The 25,646-nt window shown below is 45.8% G+C and carries 25 protein-coding genes; 6 read left to right on the plus strand and 19 right to left on the minus strand.

The annotated features are described in order from the left end of the window. Window positions 1–35: 35 nt before the first annotated feature. Together KE626_RS08825 and KE626_RS08830 are read right to left on the minus strand one after the other, a co-directional pair. A complete protein-coding gene (locus tag KE626_RS08825; protein ID WP_211972502.1) occupies window positions 36–1,436 on the minus strand; it encodes a type III PLP-dependent enzyme domain-containing protein in 1,401 nt (466 codons plus the stop codon). A 159-nt stretch (window positions 1,437–1,595) separates the two neighbouring features. Then, the gene (locus KE626_RS08830; protein ID WP_211972503.1) at window positions 1,596–2,222 is read right to left on the minus strand and encodes a WbqC family protein; all 627 of its coding nucleotides are present in this window, start codon (window positions 2,220–2,222) and stop codon (window positions 1,596–1,598) included. Window positions 2,223–2,638: 416 nt separating this feature from the next. Between KE626_RS08830 and KE626_RS08835 the strand changes: the two genes are divergently transcribed. Further along, on the plus strand, window positions 2,639–3,094 hold the full coding sequence (locus tag KE626_RS08835; protein ID WP_211972504.1) for an LEA/WHy family protein: 456 nt from the start codon (window positions 2,639–2,641) through the stop codon (window positions 3,092–3,094). Here the strand turns inward: KE626_RS08835 and KE626_RS08840 are convergent. The 3 genes from KE626_RS08840 to pyrE all read right to left on the minus strand — a co-directional run bounded on the left by KE626_RS08840 (window position 3,080) and on the right by pyrE (window position 4,801). Then, a complete protein-coding gene (locus KE626_RS08840; RefSeq protein ID WP_211972505.1) occupies window positions 3,080–3,604 on the minus strand; it encodes a hypothetical protein in 525 nt (174 codons plus the stop codon). The two genes, KE626_RS08835 and KE626_RS08840, sit on opposite strands and share 15 nt — an antisense overlap. A 135-nt stretch (window positions 3,605–3,739) precedes the next feature. After that, window positions 3,740–4,114, minus strand: a complete 375-nt coding sequence (locus KE626_RS08845; RefSeq protein WP_211972506.1) for a heavy-metal-associated domain-containing protein — start codon at window positions 4,112–4,114, stop codon at window positions 3,740–3,742. Between the two features lie 51 nt (window positions 4,115–4,165). Next, window positions 4,166–4,801: an orotate phosphoribosyltransferase gene (gene pyrE / locus KE626_RS08850; protein WP_211972507.1), complete on the minus strand. Its 636-nt coding sequence runs from the start codon at window positions 4,799–4,801 to the stop codon at window positions 4,166–4,168. 98 nt (window positions 4,802–4,899) lie between these two features. Between pyrE and KE626_RS08855 the strand changes: the two genes are divergently transcribed. Beyond that, window positions 4,900–5,520, plus strand: a complete 621-nt coding sequence (locus tag KE626_RS08855; protein WP_211972508.1) for an NUDIX hydrolase — start codon at window positions 4,900–4,902, stop codon at window positions 5,518–5,520. A gap of 90 nt (window positions 5,521–5,610) precedes the next feature. On the opposite strand, the gene KE626_RS08860 is transcribed toward KE626_RS08855, so the two are convergent. From KE626_RS08860 to KE626_RS08875, 4 genes are read right to left on the minus strand one after another with little or no spacing between them, the layout of a single operon-like run. Then, on the minus strand, window positions 5,611–6,042 hold the full coding sequence (locus tag KE626_RS08860) for a hotdog fold thioesterase (protein WP_211972509.1): 432 nt from the start codon (window positions 6,040–6,042) through the stop codon (window positions 5,611–5,613). Between the two features lie 17 nt (window positions 6,043–6,059). Then, a complete protein-coding gene (gene coaD / locus KE626_RS08865; protein WP_211972510.1) occupies window positions 6,060–6,536 on the minus strand; it encodes a pantetheine-phosphate adenylyltransferase in 477 nt (158 codons plus the stop codon). A gap of 19 nt (window positions 6,537–6,555) precedes the next feature. After that, window positions 6,556–7,110, minus strand: a complete 555-nt coding sequence (locus tag KE626_RS08870; RefSeq protein WP_211972511.1) for an RsmD family RNA methyltransferase — start codon at window positions 7,108–7,110, stop codon at window positions 6,556–6,558. Beyond that, a complete protein-coding gene (locus KE626_RS08875) occupies window positions 7,101–7,970 on the minus strand; it encodes a DUF3822 family protein (protein WP_211972512.1) in 870 nt (289 codons plus the stop codon). Before KE626_RS08875 ends, KE626_RS08870 begins: the two co-directional genes overlap by 10 nt. 140 nt (window positions 7,971–8,110) lie before the next feature. Here KE626_RS08875 and KE626_RS08880 point away from each other — a divergent pair, with 140 nt between their 5' ends. After that, a complete protein-coding gene (locus KE626_RS08880; protein ID WP_211972513.1) occupies window positions 8,111–9,442 on the plus strand; it encodes an MATE family efflux transporter in 1,332 nt (443 codons plus the stop codon). A gap of 25 nt (window positions 9,443–9,467) precedes the next feature. Here the strand turns inward: KE626_RS08880 and KE626_RS08885 are convergent, their stop codons facing one another. From KE626_RS08885 to KE626_RS08905, 5 genes are all read right to left on the minus strand, one after another. Next, complete coding sequence (locus KE626_RS08885; RefSeq protein ID WP_211972514.1) at window positions 9,468–10,223, minus strand: tetratricopeptide repeat protein; 756 nt, start codon at window positions 10,221–10,223, stop codon at window positions 9,468–9,470. A 100-nt stretch (window positions 10,224–10,323) separates the two neighbouring features. Continuing rightward, window positions 10,324–10,674: a dihydroneopterin aldolase gene (gene folB, locus KE626_RS08890; RefSeq protein ID WP_211972515.1), complete on the minus strand. Its 351-nt coding sequence runs from the start codon at window positions 10,672–10,674 to the stop codon at window positions 10,324–10,326. Between the two features lie 106 nt (window positions 10,675–10,780). Beyond that, window positions 10,781–11,731: a thioredoxin-disulfide reductase gene (gene trxB / locus KE626_RS08895; protein WP_211972516.1), complete on the minus strand. Its 951-nt coding sequence runs from the start codon at window positions 11,729–11,731 to the stop codon at window positions 10,781–10,783. 19 nt (window positions 11,732–11,750) lie between these two features. Beyond that, window positions 11,751–12,629, minus strand: coding sequence for a DUF4249 domain-containing protein (locus KE626_RS08900; RefSeq protein ID WP_211972517.1), 879 nt, complete (start codon window positions 12,627–12,629; stop codon window positions 11,751–11,753). A gap of 159 nt (window positions 12,630–12,788) precedes the next feature. Continuing rightward, entirely contained in the window at window positions 12,789–13,646 is an 858-nt protein-coding gene (locus KE626_RS08905; RefSeq protein ID WP_012793808.1) for a sigma-70 family RNA polymerase sigma factor, read from the minus strand. A gap of 328 nt (window positions 13,647–13,974) precedes the next feature. Between KE626_RS08905 and KE626_RS08910 the strand changes: the two genes are divergently transcribed. The 3 genes from KE626_RS08910 (at window position 13,975) to KE626_RS08920 (ending at window position 18,342) form a co-directional block, all read left to right on the plus strand. After that, complete coding sequence (locus KE626_RS08910; RefSeq protein ID WP_211972518.1) at window positions 13,975–14,991, plus strand: threonine aldolase family protein; 1,017 nt, start codon at window positions 13,975–13,977, stop codon at window positions 14,989–14,991. A gap of 165 nt (window positions 14,992–15,156) precedes the next feature. Beyond that, window positions 15,157–17,808 (plus strand): valine--tRNA ligase, encoded by a 2,652-nt coding sequence (locus KE626_RS08915; RefSeq protein WP_211972519.1) that lies wholly within the window; start codon window positions 15,157–15,159, stop codon window positions 17,806–17,808. Between the two features lie 57 nt (window positions 17,809–17,865). After that, the gene (locus KE626_RS08920) at window positions 17,866–18,342 is read left to right on the plus strand and encodes a hypothetical protein (protein ID WP_211972520.1); all 477 of its coding nucleotides are present in this window, start codon (window positions 17,866–17,868) and stop codon (window positions 18,340–18,342) included. Between the two features lies 1 nt (window position 18,343). Here KE626_RS08920 and KE626_RS08925 read toward each other — a convergent pair whose 3' ends face one another. From KE626_RS08925 to groL, 5 genes are all read right to left on the minus strand, one after another. Beyond that, on the minus strand, window positions 18,344–21,148 hold the full coding sequence (locus KE626_RS08925; RefSeq protein ID WP_211972521.1) for a hypothetical protein: 2,805 nt from the start codon (window positions 21,146–21,148) through the stop codon (window positions 18,344–18,346). A gap of 160 nt (window positions 21,149–21,308) precedes the next feature. Next, on the minus strand, window positions 21,309–22,736 hold the full coding sequence (locus KE626_RS08930; protein WP_211972522.1) for an L-serine ammonia-lyase: 1,428 nt from the start codon (window positions 22,734–22,736) through the stop codon (window positions 21,309–21,311). Window positions 22,737–22,849: 113 nt separating this feature from the next. Beyond that, a complete protein-coding gene (locus KE626_RS08935) occupies window positions 22,850–23,329 on the minus strand; it encodes an FKBP-type peptidyl-prolyl cis-trans isomerase (protein ID WP_211972523.1) in 480 nt (159 codons plus the stop codon). A gap of 66 nt (window positions 23,330–23,395) precedes the next feature. Next, window positions 23,396–23,881: an FKBP-type peptidyl-prolyl cis-trans isomerase gene (locus tag KE626_RS08940; RefSeq protein ID WP_211972524.1), complete on the minus strand. Its 486-nt coding sequence runs from the start codon at window positions 23,879–23,881 to the stop codon at window positions 23,396–23,398. 120 nt (window positions 23,882–24,001) lie between these two features. After that, a complete protein-coding gene (groL, locus tag KE626_RS08945) occupies window positions 24,002–25,639 on the minus strand; it encodes a chaperonin GroEL (RefSeq protein ID WP_211972525.1) in 1,638 nt (545 codons plus the stop codon). Window positions 25,640–25,646 lie beyond the last annotated feature (7 nt).

The following is a 25,646-nucleotide window of genomic DNA, read 5'->3' on the forward strand; positions in this document are numbered from 1 at the left end:
CGGGGGGCTTTCAGTAGGATTACTAACCCATTTTTTTAATAACCCAAGATCTTCAGCATGCTTTGTGATGTCTGCTCCTTCGCATATAACCAGTCTTTCAGCTGCCCGTTCTTGTCGTATCCAACAATAACATGTTTAGGCGAAGGTATGAGACAGTGTTTAATACCACCATACCCGCTGAGTTGATCCTGGTAAGCGCCCGTATGGAAAAATCCTATATAGAGCGGCTCACCGGAAGCCTGTTGCTTAGGCAGAAACACGGCATTAATATGTTCTTCTGATGTATAGAAATCGTATCCGTCGCAGGTAAGTCCACCGAGATGCACTTCCTGGTATTCCTGATCCCATTTATTAATGGGCAACATCAGGAACTTCTCACCAATACCCCAGGTATCGGGCAGGGTGGTAATGAAAGAGCTGTCGATCATGTACCAGGATTCCCTGTCGTTCTGCATTTTTTCCCCAACTACGCTATAAATAACCGCACCACTTTCTCCTACCGTAAAGGAACCAAACTCTGTGTAAATATGAGGTACCGGTACCTTGTTCTTTTTACACATGCTCTTGATGTTGGCTACAATCTCGTTCACAATATAGTTGTAATCGTAGTCAAAACCCAGGGAATGCTTAATCGGGAAGCCGCCACCAATATTGATGCTATCCAGTTCAGGACAGATCTTTTTCAGCTGGCAGTAAAGATTCATTACACGGTTAAACTGGCTCCAGTAATAGATATCATCCTTAATCCCTTTATTCATAAAGAAGTGCAGCATTTTCAGCTCAAACTTCTCGTTGCCTTTGATTTTATCCACATAATATTCCAGGATATCACGCGGAGGTATTCCCAAACGGGAGGTATAAAAATCAAAACTAGGCTCCTCTTCCGCTGCTACACGTAATCCCAGTTTCACTTTGTCCTTGATCCGTATATTGCGCTTATAGTCCTCCAGTTCTTCCTTATTATCAAGTATCGGCAACACATTCTTGAATCCGCTGTTGATCAGTCTGGCGATAGCACGGGTATAATTCTTTGTTTTAAAGCCATTGCAGATCACATAGGTTTCCTTATTGATCTTCTTGCGCTCATACAGTTTATTGACAATGTCAATATCATAAGCAAAAGAAGTTTCAATATGTACACCATGTTTCAGCGTTTCTTCCATAATAAAGGAGAAATGCGAGCTTTTGGTACAATAACAATAAAAGTAGTCTCCGTCGTACCTGTTCTTCTTAATGGCGTCATGGAACATTTTCTTCGCCTTGTTAATCTGCATTCCGATTTTAGGAAGGAAGGTTAACTTAAATGGTGTTCCATACTTGTCAATCAATGCCTTAATATCCAAACCATTAAATTCCAGGTAGTTATCTTTTACATCAAAGCCCTCCTGGGGAAATTCAAAGGTCTGTTTAACCAGGTCTGTGTAGGTGTTGTTCATTTAGTACTACAAATGAATTTTTAGGAATTAGTAATAGAAAAAACAAACAGGATAACAATCCTTTTTTCCCTCACTGGGAAACTCCTGGTTTACACACCTACGTCAGTTCGAACCCCAGCAAAATAGGTTGCAAATCTAAATATTTTGTTGATTGCCACCTTAATTTTTTTTTATGACGGCCATTGCCTGCTTTCCTTCGCAAAAAAGGAGGTCCAGGATACTCAGATCCGGGATGAACCCTGTACGGTCCTGGAAAACCTGGGTATATAGTGGTTCTCCGGTCGTGTCCGCTCCCGGCAGTATGCTTTCCCGGGCATCTGTTACACCGTTTACTTCCTTCTGGTAACTTTCAGTAAAGATAACCGGCATATTAATGCCGAGCTTGCTTGTAGTCCATTCGAAGCAGGCAATGTTCCAGTCGAGCAGAAAATCGAATGGTTTTTCAAACAGCTCCTGTAATTCTGCTTCATAATATTCAAACCAGGGAGAACGCCGGTAAGCAGACACGAGCGTTTTCCAATGCAGGCCCTGCCATTTCTCATCATTGCTGATCCTAACATCCTTCATGACCGTACGCTGGTTTTTCCCCCTTGCCAATGGCACACTTAAAATCATACGGCCATTTGGTCCGGCAACGTAACAACGGTTCCTGTAACTAAGCTTTTGGTAGTGTTCATATTTCTCAATCTGTAATATGTCGTGCTTTACTAAAGCTTTGTATGCATTAATCGGTGGAAAATATTGAGATTCAATTAGTAATACCTTCTCATTTGCATTCGCTGTCATAATGTCAATTTTTAATGGGCAGATGTATGAAAACCGTTTATTTCACCTGACAATCACTTATACCTAAGTACTTAACAATTAATGTTAAGTAGATGATTAACAAATCATAGAATTATTAATCATATGCTAAAATAATTAGCATGGGACTACTTTCATCAAAAGTCGTAGAAATGCAAAAATACTAAAGAAATTAGTCGCTTTTGTGATGATTTTTAGCGAACACAGGAGGAAATCCGAAGATAAACTATTTTTTTAAAAAACAACTTATTTTATATGTGTTTTATGCTTTATTCTTTTCCCCTCCTTTCCGCAGTTTGAAAATCAGTCCCGTTAAAAGTTTCCCAATTCAGGTTCACTTTTTTGATAACTAAAACCTTTACTGTAGGTTTACATAAATTAAAATACCTGGTCAGCCGATGAAACTTTTCAGATTATTAGTGGCAATATTTATTACCTGGGGCATAGCAAGCTCTTGCGAAAAAACAAAGGATATTCAATTTGTGAGAGTCGCCGGTATTAATATGGATGAGTTGGGTATGACCAAAAGTGTGGTACGGATGACCCTGGCATATTACAATCCAAACAATTATCGTCTGCAATTAAAAGATGCAAATTTTGACTTGTTTTTTGACGATACCGAGGTCGGCCATTCAGTACAGGATACCACTATTTCCATCCCCGCCAGGGATACTTTTTACTTCCCGGTAAAACTGGAAGTGAATATGGCGAACGTCTTCAAAAATGCATTAAGCGCATTTGCCAATAAAGAAGTAACTATTAAGGCAACCGGCAATTGTAAAGTGGGCAAAGGAGGTATTTTTCTGCCCTTCCCGATTAAATGCGAAACCAAACAGGCCTTAAATTTCTTTTGATCCTGCACAGCCCAATAGGGACATTATTTCCAAAATATGACCGCTTTCGCGGAGGCTTCTAAGCGGCGACAACCGTAAATCTTTTCGCAGACGGTTAAGATCTTCCAACAGAGGCCCCGTTGTTAACTGATGTTGCGCTGCTATCCAATAAGCCAGTGCCGTTTTCAACGCCGATGCTTTTACCCGGAAAGTATGCGGGCTGTATCGCCCGGGATGCAGGTGTATATATTGTTCCTTATCTGCTGCCAACCGCAGAATCCAATTCGACGTATCTGACAATACCACTGTGCCATATCCCCCGCTCGTGGCCAGGAAAGCTTCATAATCCGCCCGGTTATTTACTCCTGCGTGTTGTAACTGTTGCCTTATCTCATTAAATATGGTTGGCATATCCAAGCCGCCGGCGTACATATCCATTTGTGAACCACCCAGGGCAAGCAATGCCGTATGCAGCTCGCCGGGAGCCAATAAGGATAGCCTGTGCCGGAGCGCGGACAGGTGATGTTTCAACGGATTAAACAGTATCGGAATAATGGTGACTTTAGAAAGTGAGGCGTAATAGCAGGGGCAGAGGCCTACAGAGATGTTATAAAACAGCAAAGCCTTTAGCAACCGAAGGTCCGGCAGCTAAAGGCTCCTGCGTTATTATTGTTTCTTTTTATCCATTCCACCGCCATCTTCCGGCTTTTTGCAGCAGGTAGGCAGTTTTGCATAAGATTCAGGATTGGCAGTTACATTATCTGCATCGTAACCTGCGTTAGCAATACCTGTTTTGATATTTTCAATGTTGGTACGATCTGTCCAGTATTTAACAGTAGTGACATGCTTTTTGAAGTCTACTTTCACAGATTGCACCCCTTCTTCGTGCGACATATATCTTTCGATACGGTTTTTGCAGGATTCACACTGTACGGTTGGTGTGCTGATCTTCGCAGTTTCGATAGACTTCTGCTTCTGTTGCGCTACGGCCATACCTACACTGGCTACGAGGAACAACATGACTAATTTTAGGATACGCATAGTTGTAATATTATACCCGAATATACAAAAAATGTGATATACAATAAGGAACTACCGGCCCCACTGATCAGGCGCGCTTCTCCAGGCTTGCAGGGTGGCAATTTCATCAGCAGAAACGATGCCTTTTTCTTCTGCCAGCGCAATCATCGCGGTATAGTTACTGAGCGAATGGAAAGGAACACCTGCCGCTTCAAAGGCTTTCACTGCAATATCAAAACCATAGTTGAAAATAGATACCATACCTATTACTTCCCCGCCGGCTGCGCGGATGGCCTGTACTGCTTCCAGGCTGCTTTTGCCGGTAGATATCAGATCTTCAATCACCACTACCTGCTGGCCTGCCTGCAAAACGCCTTCAATCTGGTTACCCATGCCATGTTCTTTAGGCTTGGATCTTACATAAATAAACGGCAGTTTGAGCTGATCGGCTACCAGTGCGCCATGTGGGATACCTGCGGTGGCTACTCCTGCAATCACTGCCGCTTCCGGGAAAGTTTCGAATACCAGGTTGCACAACTCTGATTTAATATAGTCGCGCACGTAAGGAAACGATAAAATTTTCCTGTTATCGCAATATATCGGCGATTTCCAGCCGGAAGCCCATGTAAAGGGCTGCGCAGGGCTCAACTTTACGGCCTGCACCTGCAGTAATTTCTCTGCAACTTGTTTTTCGCTTACTTTATTCATACAATCGCCAAAGATAAAGAATTACGAATTAGGAATTACGAATTACAGGATCTCCCGTAATTCGTAATTCCTAATTCGTAATTTTCTACATTTGCGGCATGCAATCAACTATTACGATCTATCTGAACGAACGTCCACTCCTATTGAGTGCCGATACCACCAGCATTCCAGCCCCTTTTGCAGCAGCAAAGGTGTACGATAATCCGGATACCAGAAAAATGGAAAACGTGTTACAGAAACTGGAAGATGGGAAAAAAGAAGCAGCAGTTTTTATTGCACCTGATGTAAAACAACTCTTTAAAAAAGTATCTCTGCATTTTACTACGCTCGTAGCGGCAGGAGGACTGGTAACCAATCCGGCAGGAGAAGTGCTCATGATGTTCCGCAGGGGTAAATGGGATTTGCCCAAAGGCAAACAGGACCCCGGGGAAGACCTGGAAACCTGCGCCCTGCGTGAGGTAGCGGAAGAAACCGGCTTACATACTGTTTCTCTCGAAAACAAGATTATAGAAACCTACCACTATTACCCCATGAAAAATAAAAAGGTATTGAAACATACGCACTGGTACCGGATGCAGTTTACCGGAACCGAGCTGACAGTACCGCAGATAGAGGAAGATATCCAGGACCTTCAATGGATCAGGCCGGAAAACGTGGATAAGTACCTGAAGTTTTCTTACGAAAATATCCGGGAAGTATTCAGGGCTGCTGAATTCTAGGCCAGTTGCCTGCTGGTTGTTTTGCTTCCGGTTGATATGCAAAATAACCAGCGGGTTGTCCGTAATTTTTTTAGGGAGACAGCTACGTGTTTATCGTTTTGCCAGAATAGCCACAGTAAGACGGCTCACACATACCAGTTTATGCTCATCGTCGGTGATACGGATATCCCATACGTGACTGTTAGTGCCAATATGCAAAGGCCGCGCACAGGCGTGAACATAGCCGCTTCTAACCCCTCTGACATGGTTTGCATTGATTTCCATCCCTACACAAATCTGCTTCTCCGGATCAATAATTAACCCCGAAGCCATACTGCCCACAGTTTCAGCCAATGCAACTGAAGCGCCACCATGGAGCAACCCATATGGCTGCACTGTTCTCTGGTCTACCGGCATCATTATTTTCAGGTAGTCAGGGCCAATTTCTGTAAACTCCATGCCCAGCCAGTTGGCCATTGTTGCTTCTCCCATTTCATTCAGCTGGTCCAGTGAAATTTTTGTGGAGTACCAGATCGTTTTCATATCGACTGCTTTAAAAATTATTGCTTAATATGCTTAATCCCTTCCAAAACGGCCGCCGGCAAAAAGGAAGACACATCTCCCCCATAGCGGTAAATATCTCTTACCAATGTAGATGCAATACTTGAATACTGGGGAACCGTTGTTAGAAAAATGGTTTCAATACCCGTCGACACCGTACGGTTCATATCAGCAATCGCCTTCTCATATTCAAAGTCACCTATAGATCGGATACCCCGAAGGATAAAGCGGGCATCCAGCTTTTTACAAAAATCGACGGTTAGCCCTGAGTAAGTAGCCACTTCCACGCGGGGATCATCTTTATAGATTTCCCGGATCCAGGCCATCCGCTCTTCCAGTGCGAACATGGGCGTTTTGTTACTGTTCACACCAATGCCAATGACCATGCGGTCAAACAGGTCCAGTGCACGGTCAATAACATCCGTATGTCCCAGTGTAATGGGATCGAATGTGCCCGGGAATAAACAAGTCCTCATGATATATACAAATTATCTGTCAGCGTTTTAATGCTTCCCTGTTAATGAAAATGGAGAAAACCGTTGCACCGTAATTTCTTTCAGAACGATAGTAGGAATAGTCCTGGAACTTCTTGTGCTGGGTATGTTCTACTACCAGCCAGCCTTCCGGGTTCAGCAATGCTTTCTCAAATACCAGCAATGGCAGTTGATCCAGTGTTTCCATCATATATGGCGGGTCGGCGAATATCAGGTCAAATTTTTCCGTGCATTGCTGCAGGTATTTAAAAGCATCCATTTTTACCGTTTTCAGGGTGGTGATTCCTAAAGACAGTGCCGTTTTACTGATAAAAGCAGCCATTGCCGGATCCTTTTCCACCACAGTCATATCTGTGGCTCCCCTGGAGGCCAGCTCATAGCTGATGCTTCCTGTACCTCCAAAAATATCGAGTGTTTTTAAAGACGGAATATCAAGGTTATTTTCGATGATATTAAACAGTCCTCCCTTTGCTATATCTGTAGTAGGGCGGGTATGCGGCATTTTTGCAGGTGGTTGTATTTTTCTGCCTCCACTAGCTCCTCCGATTATACGCATAGCGCTAACGCATATAAATTATGAAAATAATAACCCGGTATTTCCTGCATTTTGGTGATGTAGTTGAAACCCGGTAATCGTTGCATCCATTCCAGGTGCGGAATAAACTTATACATTTCCTGGTATACGCCCGCATCTGTGGCTACTGCGCCTCCCAGCTTAACTTTAACCAGTTGTTCATCCAGGCCAAGCTGGCGCAGCATATTTACCAGCGTGTACACCACATCCAGGCCGGCCTGGTAGTCGGCTTCCTGTTGTATCAGCAGTTTACCGCCGGCATAAATAGTTATTATAAAAGTATGTTGCTGTACTTCCACAAAGGCCACCCCGTTTGCTGCATTGAAATCCAGGTCCAGGGTGTAAGACTGCAGCAGGGCCGAATTGGCATGTATCACCAGGTCTGTTGAGAACTCCTTTCTCAAAAATCCCAGCAGATCCTTGTCCACGCTATAAATATTGACCATTGGCAGACCAGGCAACAAATCGGACAGCACTGCTTCCTGTACCTTTTCAGGCATGACCAGGTGCAGGTAATCCTTTTTCATGGAAGGCATATAATACTCATGCGGGACCAATACACCGCTGCCGGTATTAAAAGCCAGCAGTATGGATTTAAAGGCGGTAAACAGTAGTTTGTCGGTATCAAATACCTGTTCAATCATTTCCAGATCGGCCAGGGCCAGCTTCCGGGGGGTAAAATGATACGACTTCAACGCCAGGAATTTTTTAGCAGCCGGATCATACACTACATAACTAAATGTTCCGCTTCCCACCAGTACAAATAAATAACAGGCGGTGAGATCAGTTTCCAGCAGGGTTTCATCGTCTACTGTAAATGCAGGATGGATGTTATAAGCCACGGGCATATTTTACCTTTCAAATGAATTACAATAATAATCTTTTTAGTTAATTGGTGAGGGCGTTTTGTTGTTTTATATGGGGGAGATGATCAACATATAGCCATATCTTTGTTTTTATACCCACAATCAGCAAAAGATTCATGCAACTGGAAGTTACCACCCGGCAAATTATAAAAATAGCAGGACCTATATGCCTGGCGCTTATCATCCCGCAAATCAACCACATTACGAATACGGCATTCCTCGGCCGTTTAGGCGAATTTGAATTGGCTGCCAACGGCATTGCAGGTATTTATTACCTGGTCATGTACATGATTGCTTACGGTCTTAACAACGGTATGCAGGTACTGATTGCCCGCAGAGCGGGGCAAAAACAGTACGCCGGGATCGGGCAATTGTTTTCCAATGGCATACAGGTGGGCATTTTCTTCTCCCTGCTGGCTATTTTGCTAACATTACTGGCAGCACCCTGGTTCTTTTCCAAAAGCTTACATGATCATCATATTTATGCGGCAGCGGTTTCGTTTATTCGTATCCGTATCTGGGGGCTTCCATTGCTGATGGCGCTCAACATGGCCAATGCCTTTTATATTGGCAGCGGGCATTCCAGGGTACTGGCAGTGACTTCCCTCTTCCAGGAAATGATGAATATTTTCTTTGATTATACGCTTATTTTCGGCAAGCTGGGATTCCCGGCTTTAGGGCTGAATGGTGCAGCCACAGCTTCTGTTATTGCAGAAGCCACCGGCTGCGGAGTAGCTTTCAGCATGTTGTTTATCAAGCGTTACCATCTGGAATACAGCTTGTTTGGCTATCTCCGTTTGAACTGGGGTATTGTGAAAAACATCCTGAATGTATCTGCCCCGCTGATTGTACAATTCCTGTTCAGTATAGGCAGCTGGTTTGTGTTTTTCATATTTATAGAACATCTTGGGGAAAGGCCGCTGGCGGTATCTAATATGTTACGCAGCATTTTTGGTTTCTTTGGCATTTTCACGTGGGCACTGGCGGCGGCCTGTAATACCATGGTTAGTAATGTTATCGGGCAGGACCGGTCGGAGCTGGTATTTACGGCCATCCGGAAAATTGTACTGATCAGTGTGGCCTGTTCGGCTACCGTATGCATACTCGTCAACCTGTTTCCATATACGTTACTCCATATATATACCAATAATGCAGACCTGATAGCAGCTTCTATTCCGTCTATACGTATCATTTCGCTCAGTACTATCCTGATGGCAGTAGCCGCAGTGGTGATGAGCGGGGTGATAGGCACAGGCAACACCCGTATGAACCTGATCACGGAAATTATAGCGGTAATAGGTTACCTGCTGTATTGTGATATTGTGATAGAAAGAATGCGCAGTGAACTGCAATGGGCCTGGGGAGCCGATTTCATTTACTGGGTACTCATTTTTAGTATCAGCTACTGGTACCTGCTCAGCGGCAGGTGGAAAGGAAAGGAGATCTAAAAGGCTGAAAGCTGAAGGCTAAAAGCTATTGCAAATCATCCAGCATTTTTTTACAATCCGCTTTGATGCTGTTATCGTCGTATACGATGCTAAGGAGCGTTATGGCTTTTTTCAATACTTCAATTGCTTTTTCCTGCTGATCATTTTCTTTGTAGGCGCGGGCCAGTTCATAATAATTGAGCAGGAATGCCGGATCGAGCTGGCGACACTTTTCATAGTTGTTGATAGCGTTTTGCAGGGAGCCATCCGGTAAACCGCCGAAAAGCATTTTAGCGGCACCTCTTTCGAAGGCATTCAGGTTGGCCACTTCAAAGTTCCATTTACCCAATACATGATATGCCTGAGCAAGGGAGGGATTGAATTTAATAGCCAGTTCTGCGTATTTCTTTACGTCTTTTGAAGCGGCTACTTTATCTTTTGCACCGGAGATCAGGGCCATGCGTCCCATGGCAATGGCCATAGACAGGTTAGCATCCGGGCTGTTGGGATTTACTTTCAGCGACTGCCCTGCATAGCTTTTAGCAAGGTTAAAATAACTGATTTTATCGTCTTTTGATTTTTGTCTGTTACCTATGCGGGCGCATAGCTGGCTGGCCTGGTTCAATGCGTCCGTTTCAGCCGGTTGGATTTTCAGTATTTCCTTATCCTTTTCCAGGGCTTCATTTTCCTTCATTTGTTTTTCCAGCTGTTTGGCTTCTTCCACCATATCACTGACACTCTGGGCCCTTACAAATAAGGCCGCTGATAGTAAAAAGCAAACTGCCATGATCCGTTTCAACATAGGACGGGTTTTACAGCGTGAATTTGTTGATTAACTTATAGCTATAAATTTACGAAAATTACAAATGAGAAACACCAGGCATATGCTAAAAAATAGAGGTTCAATAGTCCTTCTCCAGCGAAACGAGTGAGTTGCGGATGCTGGCGCCCATAGGCGGATTCATTTTTCGCAGGGTTACAACACTGTGCTGGATGGCGGGATAACGTTGTTTCAGGGCATCAGACAGTTCATAAACAACTTCTTCCAGCAGTGGGCGAGGCACTGCCATCACGGTTTTGGCTACCTCGTAGATGCCCTGGTAGTTCACCGTTTCAGAGAGATCATCTACTGGCACGGTGCCGGGTATACGAACAGCTACGTCGAGTACAAAGTGGTTGCCGATGATGGTTTCTTCCGGGTATAAACCATGATAAGCATAAAAAGTGGCTTGTTCGAGGGCGATAGTAAGCATAAACGGAAAATTACGAATGATGAATTACGAATTACAGATTTGTAAGGAGATAGCAGCAAATGCTGTTTTCATCCCCACAAATCTGTAATTCGTAATTCGTAATTTATTATTGGTGGTGTTCTTTTGCTGACAGGTATCTTTCTGCATCCAGCGCGGCCATACATCCGCTACCGGCGGCTGTTACCGCCTGACGGTAAATTTTATCCTGTACGTCGCCGCAGGCAAACACGCCCTCTATGGAAGTGCGGCTGGAACCTGGTACAGTTACGATGTAGTCCTGTTCGTCCAGTTCCAGGTAGTCTTTAAAGATACCGGAATTAGGCTGGTGACCGATTGCCACAAAGAAGGCGCTTACCGGTACATCTTTCTTTTCCTGTGTTTTATTATTCAGGATACGAACAGCTTCTACTTTATTCTCTCCCAATACTTCATCTGTTTCTGAGTTCCAGTAAACGATGATGTTGGATGTTTTCAGTACGCGGTCCTGCATCACTTTAGAAGCGCGCATTTCATGGCGGCGCACCAGCATATGTACGGTGCTGCACATTTTGGAAAGGTAGAGTGCTTCTTCAGCGGCGGTATCACCGGCGCCAACGATAGCTACTTCCTTACCGCGGAAGAAGAATCCGTCACAAACGGCGCAGGCAGAAACACCGCTGCCGTTCAGGCGTTGTTCAGAAGGAAGACCCAGCCATTTGGCGGAGGCACCGGTAGCGATGATAATAGCATCAGCGGTGATTTCCTTTTCTTCATCAATGATAACTTTATAAGGCTGTTTGCTGAAATCCACGGACGTTGCCATACCATAGCGGATATCGGCGCCCATACGGGTGGCCTGTTTTTCAAAATCCACCATCATTTCCGGTCCCTGAACACCTTCCGGATAACCGGGATAGTTTTCAACTTCTGTAGTAATGGTTAATTGTCCGCCGGGTTGAATTCCCTGGTATAATACTGGTTTAAGGTTGGCTCTTGCGGCATAAATCGCAGCGGTATAGCCGGCAGGTCCGGAACCGACGATCAATAAATGCACATGCTCTTGTTGCTTGTTTTCCATACTTTTTTTTGCTGTATAATTACTTGCTAATAATAATCGTTTTATAGGTTACTGCATATCCGCCCCAGTAGCCTAATGCGCCGGGTACATTTCCCAGTATTTTTGTGGGTGATGAAAACGGGTTACCGTTACTGTTATATGCAAAGTCGAGTGTTCGCCAAAAATCCCAGGTTGCTTTGTCAATATTACAAAACTTCATGGTCACGGTGTCACCCAGGTGAAAGAATGCATATGTATCAAGATCCAGTCGCTGGTTCTTGTTCACCCCGGCGTCCACAGGAATTTCAAATGTTGTGCCGTTCACCAGCTGGTCATCTACCACGGAGTTCAAACCGGGTAAAAACGGTTCATTATTAACGGCGGTGAAGTAGCGGCCATAGTTGCCCGGTGCCGGCGAATCCGTTACCCGTACCCATAAGCGGGCCATCTGGCTATCGTTGTCGAGCTTTACCATCGACCACCAGATAGAGTCCAGTTGCAATCCGCGGGTAGGAATGGTTGTCACGGATTCATATGCCTTATTGTCAGCATTAATGCGCAGGGTATAAGTACCTGACACTTTCCCGGTAAAGTTATTGGCGGGCTGACTCAGGTCAGGGACATAAATAAAGAACTTGTTACCGGCCGTATCAATGCTACGTTCTGTCAGCTTCATGGTTTGGCTGCCATTCGAAACGGTAACGGTGGCATTATGCACAAAAGATTTTTGCAGGGTAGCCTGATCAATAGCAGCAAAATAACTAAGGCTGCGTGTCAGTATGACTACCGGGTAGGCACCATCTTCGAACCGGCCTTCCACCACAAGTTGTGCGCCCTGCGCGGGCAGATCAACATTGATATTCTTTTCGCAGGCGGAAAAGAGCAATGCCACCAGTGATAAGAAGAGCATATTGCGCATACACTGCAAAAATAAGGGTGTTTACTAAAATAAGAACACCGGCCATGTATTTACAAGGCCGGTGTTCTTATAGAATAAAGAGGATTAGTAGATTTATTCAATTAGTTATTTTGCTATTTATTTTTTCTAAATATCAAAATAACCAACGGAGTAAAAGAATTATCCCAGGTAAGATTTCAATGCGCCACTATAGCGGGCTTTCTGCAGCCTTTTGATAGCGCGTTCTTTAATCTGCCTGATCCTTTCTTTAGTCAGATCATATTTCTGACCGATTTGTTCGATTGTTGCGCCGTTTTCACCATCCAGACCAAAATAGGCATTCACAATTTCAGCTTCGCGGGGGCTCAGGGATTTCAATACCCTGCGGATTTCCTCACGGAGTGAATCTCTCATTACATCGTCGTCAGTAATATCTCCACCTTCCAGCAGATCGCCCATTGCTACGTCTTCAGCCTCGTGCACAGGTGCATCCAATGACATGTGGCGGGTATTGCTTTGGAAGATATTGTTTATTTCTGATTCAGACATCTCCAGGATTTCTGCGAGTTCCTCGGTAGAAGGCTCACGCTCGTTTTCCTGTTCAAATGCCATGTAAGCTTTGTTAGCTTTATTATAGGTGCCAATTTTGTTTTGCGGCAGACGAACAAGACGTCCTTGTTCTGCTAACGCCTGCAGGATGGACTGGCGAATCCACCACACTGCATAAGAAATGAATTTGAAACCTTTCGTTTCATCGAAACGTTGCGCCGCCTTGATCAAGCCAAGATTACCTTCGTTAATGAGGTCACTGAGGCTAAGCCCCTGATGCTGATACTGCTTCGCAACAGAAACAACGAAACGTAAATTTCCTGTAGTCAATCTTTCAAGAGCCTTTTGATCGCCCATTTTAATGCGCTGTGCCAAAACGGTCTCCTCCTCGGGTGTTAACAAAGGGATCTTCGAGATTTCCTGCAGGTACTTCTCTACCGCCTGCGAATCACGATTGGTGATCTGGGTGGCAATTTTAAGTTGCCTCATATGAAAAATTGTATTGGTTTATAAATAAAATAACAGCGAAAGAAATTTTTTGTTCGAATTTTTAAAATTATTAACTTACAAAGTTTCCCGCGCTTTATCCTTTTGATTCGAAATAAGTCTGCAAAGATCGTGCTAACCAATCACTCTACCAAATCCTTCTTATATTTGCCAGCCATATAACAAAGTACAGTTTTATAACGGAATTTTATAGTGCTTTAGTCCCTGTACCACGCTGGTTTATACAAATTTTAACAATTGATAAAGAATCATATTTAAATTAACATCTTAACTAATTTAATTGTTAAGCTGTTGCAAATTTTTCAATAAAATGATTGACTTTAGAAGCGACACTTTTACACGTCCCGGCCCTGGCATGTTACAGGCCATGTTACAGGCAGAAACCGGTGATGACGTTTTCGGTGAAGATCCCAGTATCAATAAACTGGAAGCCATGATGGCAGCCTATTTTGGCAAAGCGGCAGCCTTGTACTGCCCTTCCGGCACAATGAGTAACCAAATAGCCATTAAAGTACATACGTTGCCGGGGGATGAAGTGGTTTGCAGTCATCTCGCACACGTGTATATTTATGAAGGAGGTGGCATTGCCTTTAACTCAGGGGCACAGGTACATGCCATCACCGGCGACCGCGGCATGATCCGCGCAGCACAGGTAGAAGCAGCCATCAACCCCGACGATGTGCACAAAGCCCGCACCAGCCTCGTTTGCCTGGAAAATACGTCTAACCGCGGCGGCGGATGCTGCTACGACTGGGAGGAAATGGTAAAGATCAGCGACGTTTGTAAAGCAAATGACCTCGCACTGCACCTGGATGGCGCCCGTTTGTTCAACGCATTGGTAGCCACCGGACAGGACCCTGCCGCATACGGACAATTATTCGACAGCATTTCCGTTTGCCTCAATAAAGGCATGGGCTGCCCCATGGGTTCCGTACTACTTGGCAGTGAAGCCTTTATCAAATCCGCCAGGCGCATCCGCAAAAAACTGGGCGGCGGTTTGCGGCAGGCAGGCTATATGGCCGCAACCGGCATCTATGCCATGGAAAATAATATTGCCAGGCTGGCAGCAGACCACCTGCACGCCAAACAGCTCGCACAAGCACTACTGGAGAAATCTTTCGTGGGCCATATGTTGCCCGTAGAAACGAACATCCTCATTTTTGAAGTAAAGGGCGACTGGACTCCGCAGCTGTTTGCCGATTACCTGAAAAAAGAAAATATCCTGGTAATACCCATCTCTCCAACACAGGTAAGAATTGTAACACACCTGGATATAACACCGGAGATGGTTGCGACTACCTGTCATATTATAGCAGAGATGGCATAAGAGCAGAAAGCACAAAAGATAAAGCAAAAAGCTATAGAAGCGAATGATGGTAACGAATGTTTACCTGCTATCATTCACTTCCATAGCTTTTTGCTTTATCCTTTATGCTTTCCGCTTAAAAAAAGGGATTTTCCGTTATTTTTGCAGCCTTATATTATGAATAGCATGGAACTTTCGAAAAATTACCTGCCTGCAACGGTTGAAGAAAAATGGTACCAACAGTGGATGGACAAAGGTTATTTCCGCTCTAAGCCGGATGGCCGCCCTCCCTTTACAGTAGTTATTCCCCCTCCCAATGTGACCGGGGTCTTGCATCTTGGCCATACCCTCAACGAAACCGTCCAGGACATCCTGGTACGCCGCGCCCGTATGAGCGGGTTCAACGCCTGCTGGGTACCGGGTTCCGATCATGCGTCCATCGCTACCGAAGCCAAAGTGGTAAATATGCTCAAGCAGGAAAAAGGTATTGAAAAATCCCAGCTTACCCGCGAAGAGTTTCTTAAATACGCCTTTGAATGGAAAGATAAATATGGTGATATCATCTACCACCAGATAAAGAAACTGGGTTGCAGCTGCGACTGGGACCGGGTTACCTTTACCATGGATGACCATTATTATAAGGCCGTGATCACCGTTTTCATAGACCTTTATAAAAAGGGCGTGATCTACCGCGGTGCACGCATGATCAACTGGGATCCCAAAGCCAAAACGGCTTTAAGCGATGAGGAAGTTGAATACAAAGACCTCCAGGGTAAACTGTATCACGTTAAATACGCCATCACAGATGCAGCCGGTAAACCTACCGGTGAATTCATTACCATTGCTACCCAGCGTCCGGAAACCATCATGGGCGATACCGCCATCTGCGTAAACCCGGAAGATGAAAGGTATGCACACCTGAAAAATCATTTCGCAACAGTGCCGCTGGTAAACCGCCGCGTACCCATCATCTTTGATACTTATGTAGACAAAGCATTTGGTACAGGGGCGCTGAAAGTTACACCTGCACACGATATCAATGACTATAACCTGGGTCTGAAACATAACCTGGAAATAGTGGATACCCTCAATGACGATGGTACCCTCAGCGCCGCCGCTATTGTATTTGTGGGAGAAGACCGCTTCGTTGCCCGTAAAAAAGTAGTGGCAGCCCTGGCGGAAGAAGGTTTGCTTGTAAAAGAAGAAGAATACACTACCCGTCTTGGTTACAGCCAACGTAATCCCGACACCGTAGTAGAACCGCGTATTTCCACCCAATGGTTTGTAAAAATGGCTGAAATGGCCAAACCTGCACTGGATGCAGTGGTAAACGGTGATGTAAAAATACATCCCGGCGACCGCTTCCTGGCAACCTACAAATACTGGATGGAAAATGTAAAGGACTGGTGTATTTCCCGCCAGCTTTGGTGGGGGCAACAAATACCCGCCTGGTATGCCCCTGATGGCACTTTTGAAGTGGCTGCCACTGCTGCCGAAGCCGTACAGCAATTTGCAGCACGCAACATCAGCATCACTGCGGAAGCACTGAAGCAGGATGAAGATTGCCTCGATACCTGGTTCAGCTCCTGGTTGTGGCCGATGGAAGTATTCAATGGCATCTCCCAACCGGATAACGAAGATATCAACTACTACTACCCTACCTCTGTACTGGTAACAGGACAGGATATTATCTTTTTCTGGGTGGCCCGTATGATCATGGCCGGCCTGGAATTCAAGGAGGTAAAGCCTTTCAGCGATGTATACTTTACTGGGATGGTACGCGACAAGCAAGGTCGTAAAATGAGTAAACAGCTGGGTAATTCCCCGGATCTGCTGGAACTCATCCACGCTTTTGGCGCCGATGCGGTACGTTTTGGTATCATGATCTCCTCACCTGCCGGTAATGACCTGCTCTACGATGATGCCAGCTGTGAACAGGGCCGTAACTTCTGTAACAAAATATGGAATGCGCTGAAGCTGGTAAAGATGTGGGAACAACGCCAGGAAGACGACAGCGCTATCAATGCGGCGGCTGATAACTTTGCGGTGAAATGGTTTGAAAGCAGGCTCAATGAAGTGCAGCAGGAAGTAGCGGCACTGCATAAAGACTTCCGCCTTAGCGAAGGGCTGAAAGCCATTTACAGCCTGGTTTGGGACGATTTCTGCAGCTGGTACCTGGAATGGGCCAAACCTGGTTTTGAACAACCTATCCCGGCCTCCATCTATCGTAAAACAGTATACTTCTTTGAACAACTGATGCAGCTGCTGCACCCGTATATGCCCTTCATCACCGAAGAAATTTATCAGCAACTGGCTACCCGCAACGAGGATGATTCCCTGATGATCACACAATTCCTCGCACCAGCAGCACCGATACATGCTACCCTGCTGGAAGGTACCCTGGCAAAGGAAGTGATCAGCAGCATCCGTGATGCACGCAACAAAAACCAGATCAAGCCGAAAGAAACTATCATACTGCACGTAGAAACCAAACACGACAACACTTTCAAACAACTTGAAAGTATGCTCATGAAACAGGTGAATGCATCTGCGATTCATTATGTACAGGAACCAGTGCCCGGTTGTATCACCGTTGTTATCGGGAAAGATAAATTCTACCTGGGTACTGAAACCGAGCTGGATACCACTACGCAAAAAACCACGCTCCTAAAAGACCTGGAATACTTGAAAGGATTCCTGGTGTCTGTTGAGAAGAAGCTCTCCAACGAAGGTTTTGTACAAAAAGCAAAACCTGAAGCGGTAGAAGCGGAACGTAAGAAGAAAGCAGATGCCGAAGCAAAAATTTCGGTGATCGAGGAAAGTTTAAAATCCTTATAATTTTTATCATCGCCCGGTCGTTACTATACCGGGCGATTTTTTATCCCCCGCACTATCATGCAAAAACACCTGTTACTTAGTTTCATATTAGCCACGATGGTTTCACCGGTATTTGCGCAGTCCGGAAAAAAGAGTACGGCAACACCGGCGGCTGTTAGCAATAAAAGGCCGATGAAACTGCGCAGCAGCTGGAGTATTTACCTAAGCGATACGCTGCCAAAAACGGAAGTGATGAAGCTGCTGGATTCTGCCCTGGTGGTGCGCGATGAAAAGAATATCAAATATCCTGTTATCTCCTTTGCCTTTACTTACGAAAGACATGAGCCTTACCTGAACGATACCACCGGGCAACCCGCTGTGTATAAGGATTTTACCGGTGATAATTTCAAAGCACCTGCGCTGTCTCCGGCATGGAGCAAAAGTTTGAAAGAAACGCTCCAAACTGGCGACATCCTATATTTTGATGAGATCATCATCAAATATGCAGAAGAAAAATTCTACAAAGCGCCTCCTCTCCAGATCAAAGTAAAATAAATCAGTAATTAAACAACTGCTGTATCGGGATGATAAAATCTACCCGGTTCTGTGCATTGTCTGCCGGATCCTGGTCGAACAAATGGCTGAAACGCACGCCGAATGTGAATGGCAGTGCATTGCCAATACGGGTATCAAAGAACAACTCTGTTCCGGCTGAAGTATAGCGGGTATCGGTTTTTTGCGGAGCGTAGGTAGCCATGCTGTAGTCGTAGAAAAGGTTGGCCCGGATCCGGTTAAAGTATAATATCTGTGCAAAGCCCCAGTCGGGGTACGCCAGCGGCAGGTGGTAATTAGCGCCCAGCTTATAAATACGGGTATAAAAAGGTGTATTATACCCTCTCGCATATACGAAGTTATCTGTAAAGGTATAGTTGAAAGATTGGTCCCGCTGCTGGAAGGCGGCCTGCAAAACCAGGTTATGATTTGGCCATAGCCCCGGTAAATACTGATCCAGCCGTGCATACAGTTGCTCTGCGTACAAACCATTCACCGATGTATTATACTGCACCGCCAGGTACTGTCCGAAATGGGTGAATATGTTCTGCAGCGCCTTGATGCGTTGATTGCTGAAGATAATGGTATTGCTGAGGAACTGGAGATCATTTCCCTTGTATTTACTATCGAGGTATCGATGACGGACGTTGTAATTACTACCTACTGCCAGGCTGCGGCTATAGAGTCCGCCGGAAAAATTAAGCGGAATACTCAACCCGATATGTGCGGTGGCCTCGTTCCAGTACACCCTGTTCCTGTTTTGATCGAGCCCGTTGCGGTTAATGGCATAATCAGCCCCTACCGACAACATGGGGAACCAGCCTCCAAAGGTAAAGCCGGCGGCAATGTCGGAGCTTTCTTCATTACGGTTATAGGTATAACCGATGCTGGTAGAAGTGGTACTTAAAATGTTTTCCCCAATCAGTGAAATGCCGAAATCCGGATCGTTGAAGGACGGAACCCAGCTGTGAAAGTTAAAGGGATGCGTAAGCTGCCGATATTTCTTCACCGGCAGCGAATCCTTTGGCACAATCCCAAGGATATCGCCCCCTTCTTTGAACTGCGGCTGCAGCCATGTACTGCGGCCATCGGCGGTTACAGGTACTTCTTTCCAATTGTTTTGACGCAACGCGGCATGATACAGTTTATACCCTTTGATGGTGAATTCACTGAACAGCAGACTATCTTTTTCCGGATCCGGGGCCATGTGCATTGCACTGTTTCCACGGTCGGTAACTTCGAATGTTTTCCGGTCGGCTAACGTGAGCGCGTATACGTTGTTTACATCCCGGTAGCCGCTTGTGAAATAAACCGTATCGCCTTCAACGGCCGGTATGCCTATTACATTGAAGCTAAAGGGTGTTAAGAGGGTGCTTTCGCCGGTAGCCAGGGATTGCTGTACCAGGGCCATTTCTCCTTTCGGGTTACGTACTGCGCTGATCACGGCCTGGTCGTTGGCGGCAAAACGGGGATAGGTATAATACCAGTTCTCCCGATTGGGCAATTCTTTTTCCAGGGCGCCCGTTTTGGCATTGATCAGCTGCAGGTGGCATTGCATATCGGTGGTGGTGGCTACTGTGATCACCTGTTCACCATTTGCGCTGATATCAGGTGAAAAGAACTTGCCTCTGGCAGAAATTGTTTTCGTATGCCCGGTAGCGTTATCCCATATACGGATCACGGAAAAATCTTTCCAACCCCAGCGTGCGTCGAAGCGAGCAGCTGCCCAGGCGATTCGTCCGTTGCGGTAACTGAAAAAATCATCATATACAATACCGGGTCTTACCAGCAGCTGTTCCTTACCGGCTGTATTAAGCCGATAGATGCCGGCCAGTTTGTTCCGGGCATTTTTGAGTACAATCCACTCGTTATGACCTGCGGCGTATACGTACTTATAGTCGGTCACCTGTTTAGCCACAGGCAACACAGACACGGCCGGCGTAGTATCCGGACGGGCGGCATAACTGTTCCAGAGTGGTTGATACTCTTTTAGCATGGCATGGTAAAAGCCTGTAATGTTTTTACCGGTTCGTTTTTTCAGGCTTTGTGACAGCGGGTAAAAAACGCCGCGGAAACGTACGGCGTCTGTGGTCACGTCTTTCCAGAAAGTTTGGCCATAATGTTCGCGCCCATAGGTCGACATAAGGTAGCCCAGCGGATAGTGGTCCGGCACATAATCGACATAGGAGCCATTCCGGATTTTCATATAGGCGTACTGTTTACCTGCGAGTGAAAGTCCGCGGAAACCGTCAAAAAAGCCGGGGAGTCGGCCACGTCCCTGTGGAGTCAGCGCGGTTTCCATCACTACGGCATCTCCCTCCCAGAACCAGTTGGGTACGGCAATGTTGGTGACGGCTGCCTGTCCGAGCTGGCCGCCCAGGATGGAAAACACTTTGGAGAGCCCCTGCCGGAAGTTCATATTCTGCAATACATGCCGGTATTCGTGTACGGACAGTTGCTCAATCCAGTTGAGGGAGCCGAGATCCAGGGAATTTGGTGAAGGGGTCAGGTAAAATTCGGAGCGGAAAGGGCCCAGTTGCACATATCCGTTGGATTGCATGGTTTGGTTCTGCAATACAATATTCACTTTTCTTTCCAGGGGACCGATAGAGGTCCGTGTATAGCGGTTAAGGTAATGTACTATGTTGGCAACGCGTTCTCCCTGTGCCGTCATTCCTTTGGGGAAGATGACCCGTACCGTATCCGTATTTATTTGCTGCCATTTCAGGGAAGGCGGGTTGCCGCCGAATTGTTGCGCTGATAAAGAAAGGGAAAGGGCAGAAAAAGCAATAATGGCGAGGAGACGCATAAAAAAATTACGAATTACGAATTACGGATGAAATGTCGGATCTAAGCGGATGATTATACTGTATAAACGAAAATATGTTTCTTTCCTTATATTATAACATGGAATTCGACAATATGCCCAGTTATATCTGTCATTTCATCCGTAATTCGTAATTCTTTCTTTAACATTCCGGTAAACTGATGGGAATATTCACTGCCAGTCCGCCATCGGAGGTTTCCTTATATTTTGAGTTCATGTCCTGGGCTGTTTCCCACATCGTTTTCACAACGGCATCCAGTGATACCTTGGCCAGTTCGGGGTTACTTTGCAGGGCCAGTTGGGAAGCTGTAATGGCTTTAATGGCGCCCATGGTATTCCTTTCAATGCAGGGTACCTGTACCAACCCGCCGATTGGGTCGCAGGTAAGACCAAGGTGGTGTTCCATGGCTATTTCTGCGGCCATCAGCACCTGGCGCTGGGAACCTCCCAGGCATTCGGTGAGGGCAGCAGCGGCCATCGCGGAGGATACGCCAATTTCTGCCTGGCAACCGCCCATGGCTGCGGAAATGGTAGAACGTTTCTTAAAGATACTGCCTATTTCAGATGCGGTGAGCAGGAACTGCTGGATCTTATCTTCATGGAAGCCATCGCAGAAAGCAATATAGTATTGCAATACAGCGGGGATTACGCCGGCGGCGCCGTTGGTGGGAGCGGTTACTACGCGGCCAAAGGAAGCATTTTCTTCGTTTACGGCAAGCGCGAAGCAGCTTACCCAGTCGAGCGTATAGCTAAAATGTTCCCCGCCTTCCCTGATGGCGGCAATCCAGGAGGCATAATCGGTATAGGTACGGCCCTTTAATAATTTTTTGCTGAGCGTGGCAGCGCGGCGGCCAACTTTCAGTCCACCGGGTAATTCTCCGGCGGTATGGCATCCGCGGTAGGTGCATTCCTGCATTACGCGCCAGATGTTGAGCAGCCCCTGGCGGGTTTCTTCTTCCGGACGCCAGGCGTTTTCATTTTCCATTACCAGTTCGGAAATACTGTACCCTGTTTTGATACACCACTGCAACAGCTGCCGCGCCGTATCGATCGGGAAAGGCAGATCCACCTGTTGTCCGCTGCTGCCATTTTCACCTTCCTGTACTACAAAGCCGCCACCAATAGAATACCAGGTGGAAGCGATTTGGTCTCCGTTGATAAAAGAAACCAGGAAAGTGAGCGCGTTAGGATGGAAAGGCAATGATTCTTCAAAAAGGAAATCAATATCTTCTACCGGGTCAAAATCTATTTCATATTTGCCTGCTAGCATCATTTTACGTTGGCGGCGGATACTATCTATTTTGGGGTTGATCTGGTTCACGTCAAAAGTAACGGGATCATCGCCACAAAGTCCGAGCTGTACGGCGATATCAGTACCGTGCCCATGGCCGGTTTTGGCGAGCGATCCATACAACAGCACCTGTACCTTGCTCACTTCTGCCAGTTTACCCTGTTGTTCCAGCTGAGCCAGGAAATGGAGTGCAGCCCGCCATGGGCCTAAGGTATGTGAGCTGGATGGACCAACGCCTATCTTAAAAATGTCGAATACTGAAATACATTCGTGTGCCACTATTTTCTTATTTATCCGTAAAATTAACGGAAAGCATGCGAATAAAACAATTCCGTAAAAAAGCGGCGCCAGCTGAGCCGGCGCCGCTTTACACTTATCAGGTGTATAAGAAATTACTTGTTCTGAAAGTCTTTCAGTTTAACATTAAAAATCAATACGGTATTTCCCGGAATGGGGCTTTGTCCACGGGGACCATAAGCATATATAGATGGCAGGAAAAGATTGATTTCTCCGCCCCTACCTATTTTGGGAATACCTATTGTCCAGCCGCTGATCACCCGGTTCAAGTCCAGGGATATATTATAACTGCTGTCAAACACTTTTTTATCAAGGAAAATACCAATATAGGCCACTGTTACATTGGCCGCCGCGTTAGCGGTATCTGTTGTTTGTCCTCTGTTCACGATCTGGTAAAAGATGCCCAGGGAATCGTGTTTTACATTCTGAATGTTGTTGGCGGCGATGTAGTTCACAATTTTTGTAGAATCGATCGTATACTGTGCCTTCCAATCGTATGGTGGTTCATCCTCTTTTTTAGAGCAGGCCACCAATGCTAACACAAACAATCCTCCCAACAGAAAAACTTTCTTCATACAATTACGGTTTCGGTTTTATGATGAAATTAAAAAGTGACGATACAGCAGGCAATAGTAAGGAGTTTACCTGATATTTACCAGTTCGAGTTCAGAAATCAACACGGCATCGGGTGGAATGATACCGGCAATACCGGTAGAGCCATAGGCAAGGGCAGGTGGAATGTATAATTTGATTTTACCACCTTTGGAGATCTTTTGTAATCCTATCTGCCAGCCTGGAATATGATTTTTCAGCACCCGTTGGTCAAAGTCGGTAGGCACAAATGAGTTACCTACAATTTGTCCGTTCAGCAGCTGATTGGTATAAACAACGGTGGGGATAGAAGTAGCTTTCACAAAATGAATGCTGTCCCCTGCTTCCAGGATATTATAATACAGGCCGGAAACATCTTTGGTAGCGGTTTCGTTGTGCGCACGAAGATAGCTCAGGATCACATTTTCCTGACGCATATCAATACCCTGCATCATTTCTACGGGTCCTTCCTTTTTCATACATGCAGCCAGTAATACAATCAGGCATGCACTTATTAATTTTACAGCTGTATTCATCCGCTTCTGTTTACGATCTGCTTATTTAACGGATACCTGTCCGGAAAGTTACAGCCGCCGGGGCAAAAAAAACTCCTGACAAGCCGGAGCCCGCAGGAGTTTTTCTGGTAGTTATATTGATTAATAATCCATGCCCATACCATGGCCACCACCACCCATTGCAGGAGCAGCAGATTTAGGTTCTGGTTTGTCAGCGATTACGCATTCAGTAGTCAGCAGCATAGAAGCGATGGAAGCAGCGTTTTCCAGTGCAATACGGCTTACTTTAGTAGGATCGATTACACCTGCAGCCAGTAAGTTTTCATACACTTCAGTACGTGCGTTGAAACCGAAGTCGCCTTTACCTTCTTTCACTTTCTGCACTACGATAGAACCTTCGATACCTGCGTTGGCAGTGATCTGACGTAATGGTTCTTCGATAGCGCGTTTTACGATAGCGATACCGGTTTGTTCGTCGTTGTTGTCGCCTTTCAGTGATTCCAGGGCTTCGATAGCGCGGATGTAAGCCACACCACCACCAGGAACGATACCTTCTTCAACAGCAGCGCGGGTAGCGTGTAAAGCATCGTCTACGCGATCTTTCTTTTCTTTCATTTCTACTTCAGTAGCAGCACCTACGTACAGTACAGCCACACCGCCGCTCAATTTAGCCAGGCGTTCCTGTAATTTTTCGCGGTCGTAGTCGGAGGTAGTTACTTCGATCTGGGCTTTGATCTGTCCGATACGGGACTGGATCGCATCTTTTTCGCCTTTACCACCTACGATAGTAGTGTTGTCTTTATCGATAGTGATGGATTCTGCTTTACCGAGGTAAGTCAGGTCAGCATTTTCCAGTTTGTAACCTTGTTCTTCGCTGATAACGATACCACCGGTGAGGGTAGCGATGTCCTGCAGCATATCTTTTCTTCTGTCACCAAAGCCAGGAGCTTTTACAGCAGCAACTTTCAGGGTACCACGCAGTTTGTTTACCACCAGGGTAGCCAGTGCTTCACCTTCCAGATCTTCGGAGATGATTACCAGCGGAGCGCCCTGCTGAGCTACTTTTTCCAGGATGTGGAGGATATCCTTCATCGTGCTGATCTTTTTGTCGTAGATCAGGATATAAGGGTTAGCCAGTTCAGCCTGCATTTTTTCGCTGTTGGTAATGAAGTAAGGAGACAGGTAACCGCGGTCAAACTGCATACCTTCTACTACTTCAACAGTAGTATCAGTACCTTTTGCTTCTTCTACAGTGATAACGCCATCTTTGGTTACTTTCTGCATTGCTTCAGCGATCAGTTTACCGATTTCGCTGTCGTTATTAGCAGAGATAGAAGCCACCTGTTCGATTTTCTGGTTGTCGTTACCAACTTTTTCGGACTGTTTCTTCAGGTTTTCAACAACTGCTTTAACAGCTTTGTCTACACCACGTTTCAGATCCATCGGGTTAGCACCGGCAGCTACGTTTTTCAACCCTTCGCCGATGATAGACTGTGCCAGTACGGTTGCAGTGGTAGTACCATCACCTGCCAGGTCAGCAGTTTTGGACGCTACTTCTTTCACCATCTGTGCACCCATGTTTTCGATAGCGTCTTCCAGCTCAATTTCTTTTGCTACGGTAACACCATCTTTAGTTACGCCGGGAGCACCGAATTTCTTTTCGATCACCACGTTACGGCCTTTAGGACCCAGGGTTACTTTAACGGCATCAGCCAGCGTATCAACACCCTTCTTCATTTTGTTGCGGGCGTCTATATTGAAGAAAATTTGTTTTGCCATAATACTT

It is taken from the genome of Chitinophaga hostae, from assembly GCF_018224885.1.
Taxonomy (GTDB): domain Bacteria; phylum Bacteroidota; class Bacteroidia; order Chitinophagales; family Chitinophagaceae; genus Chitinophaga; species Chitinophaga hostae.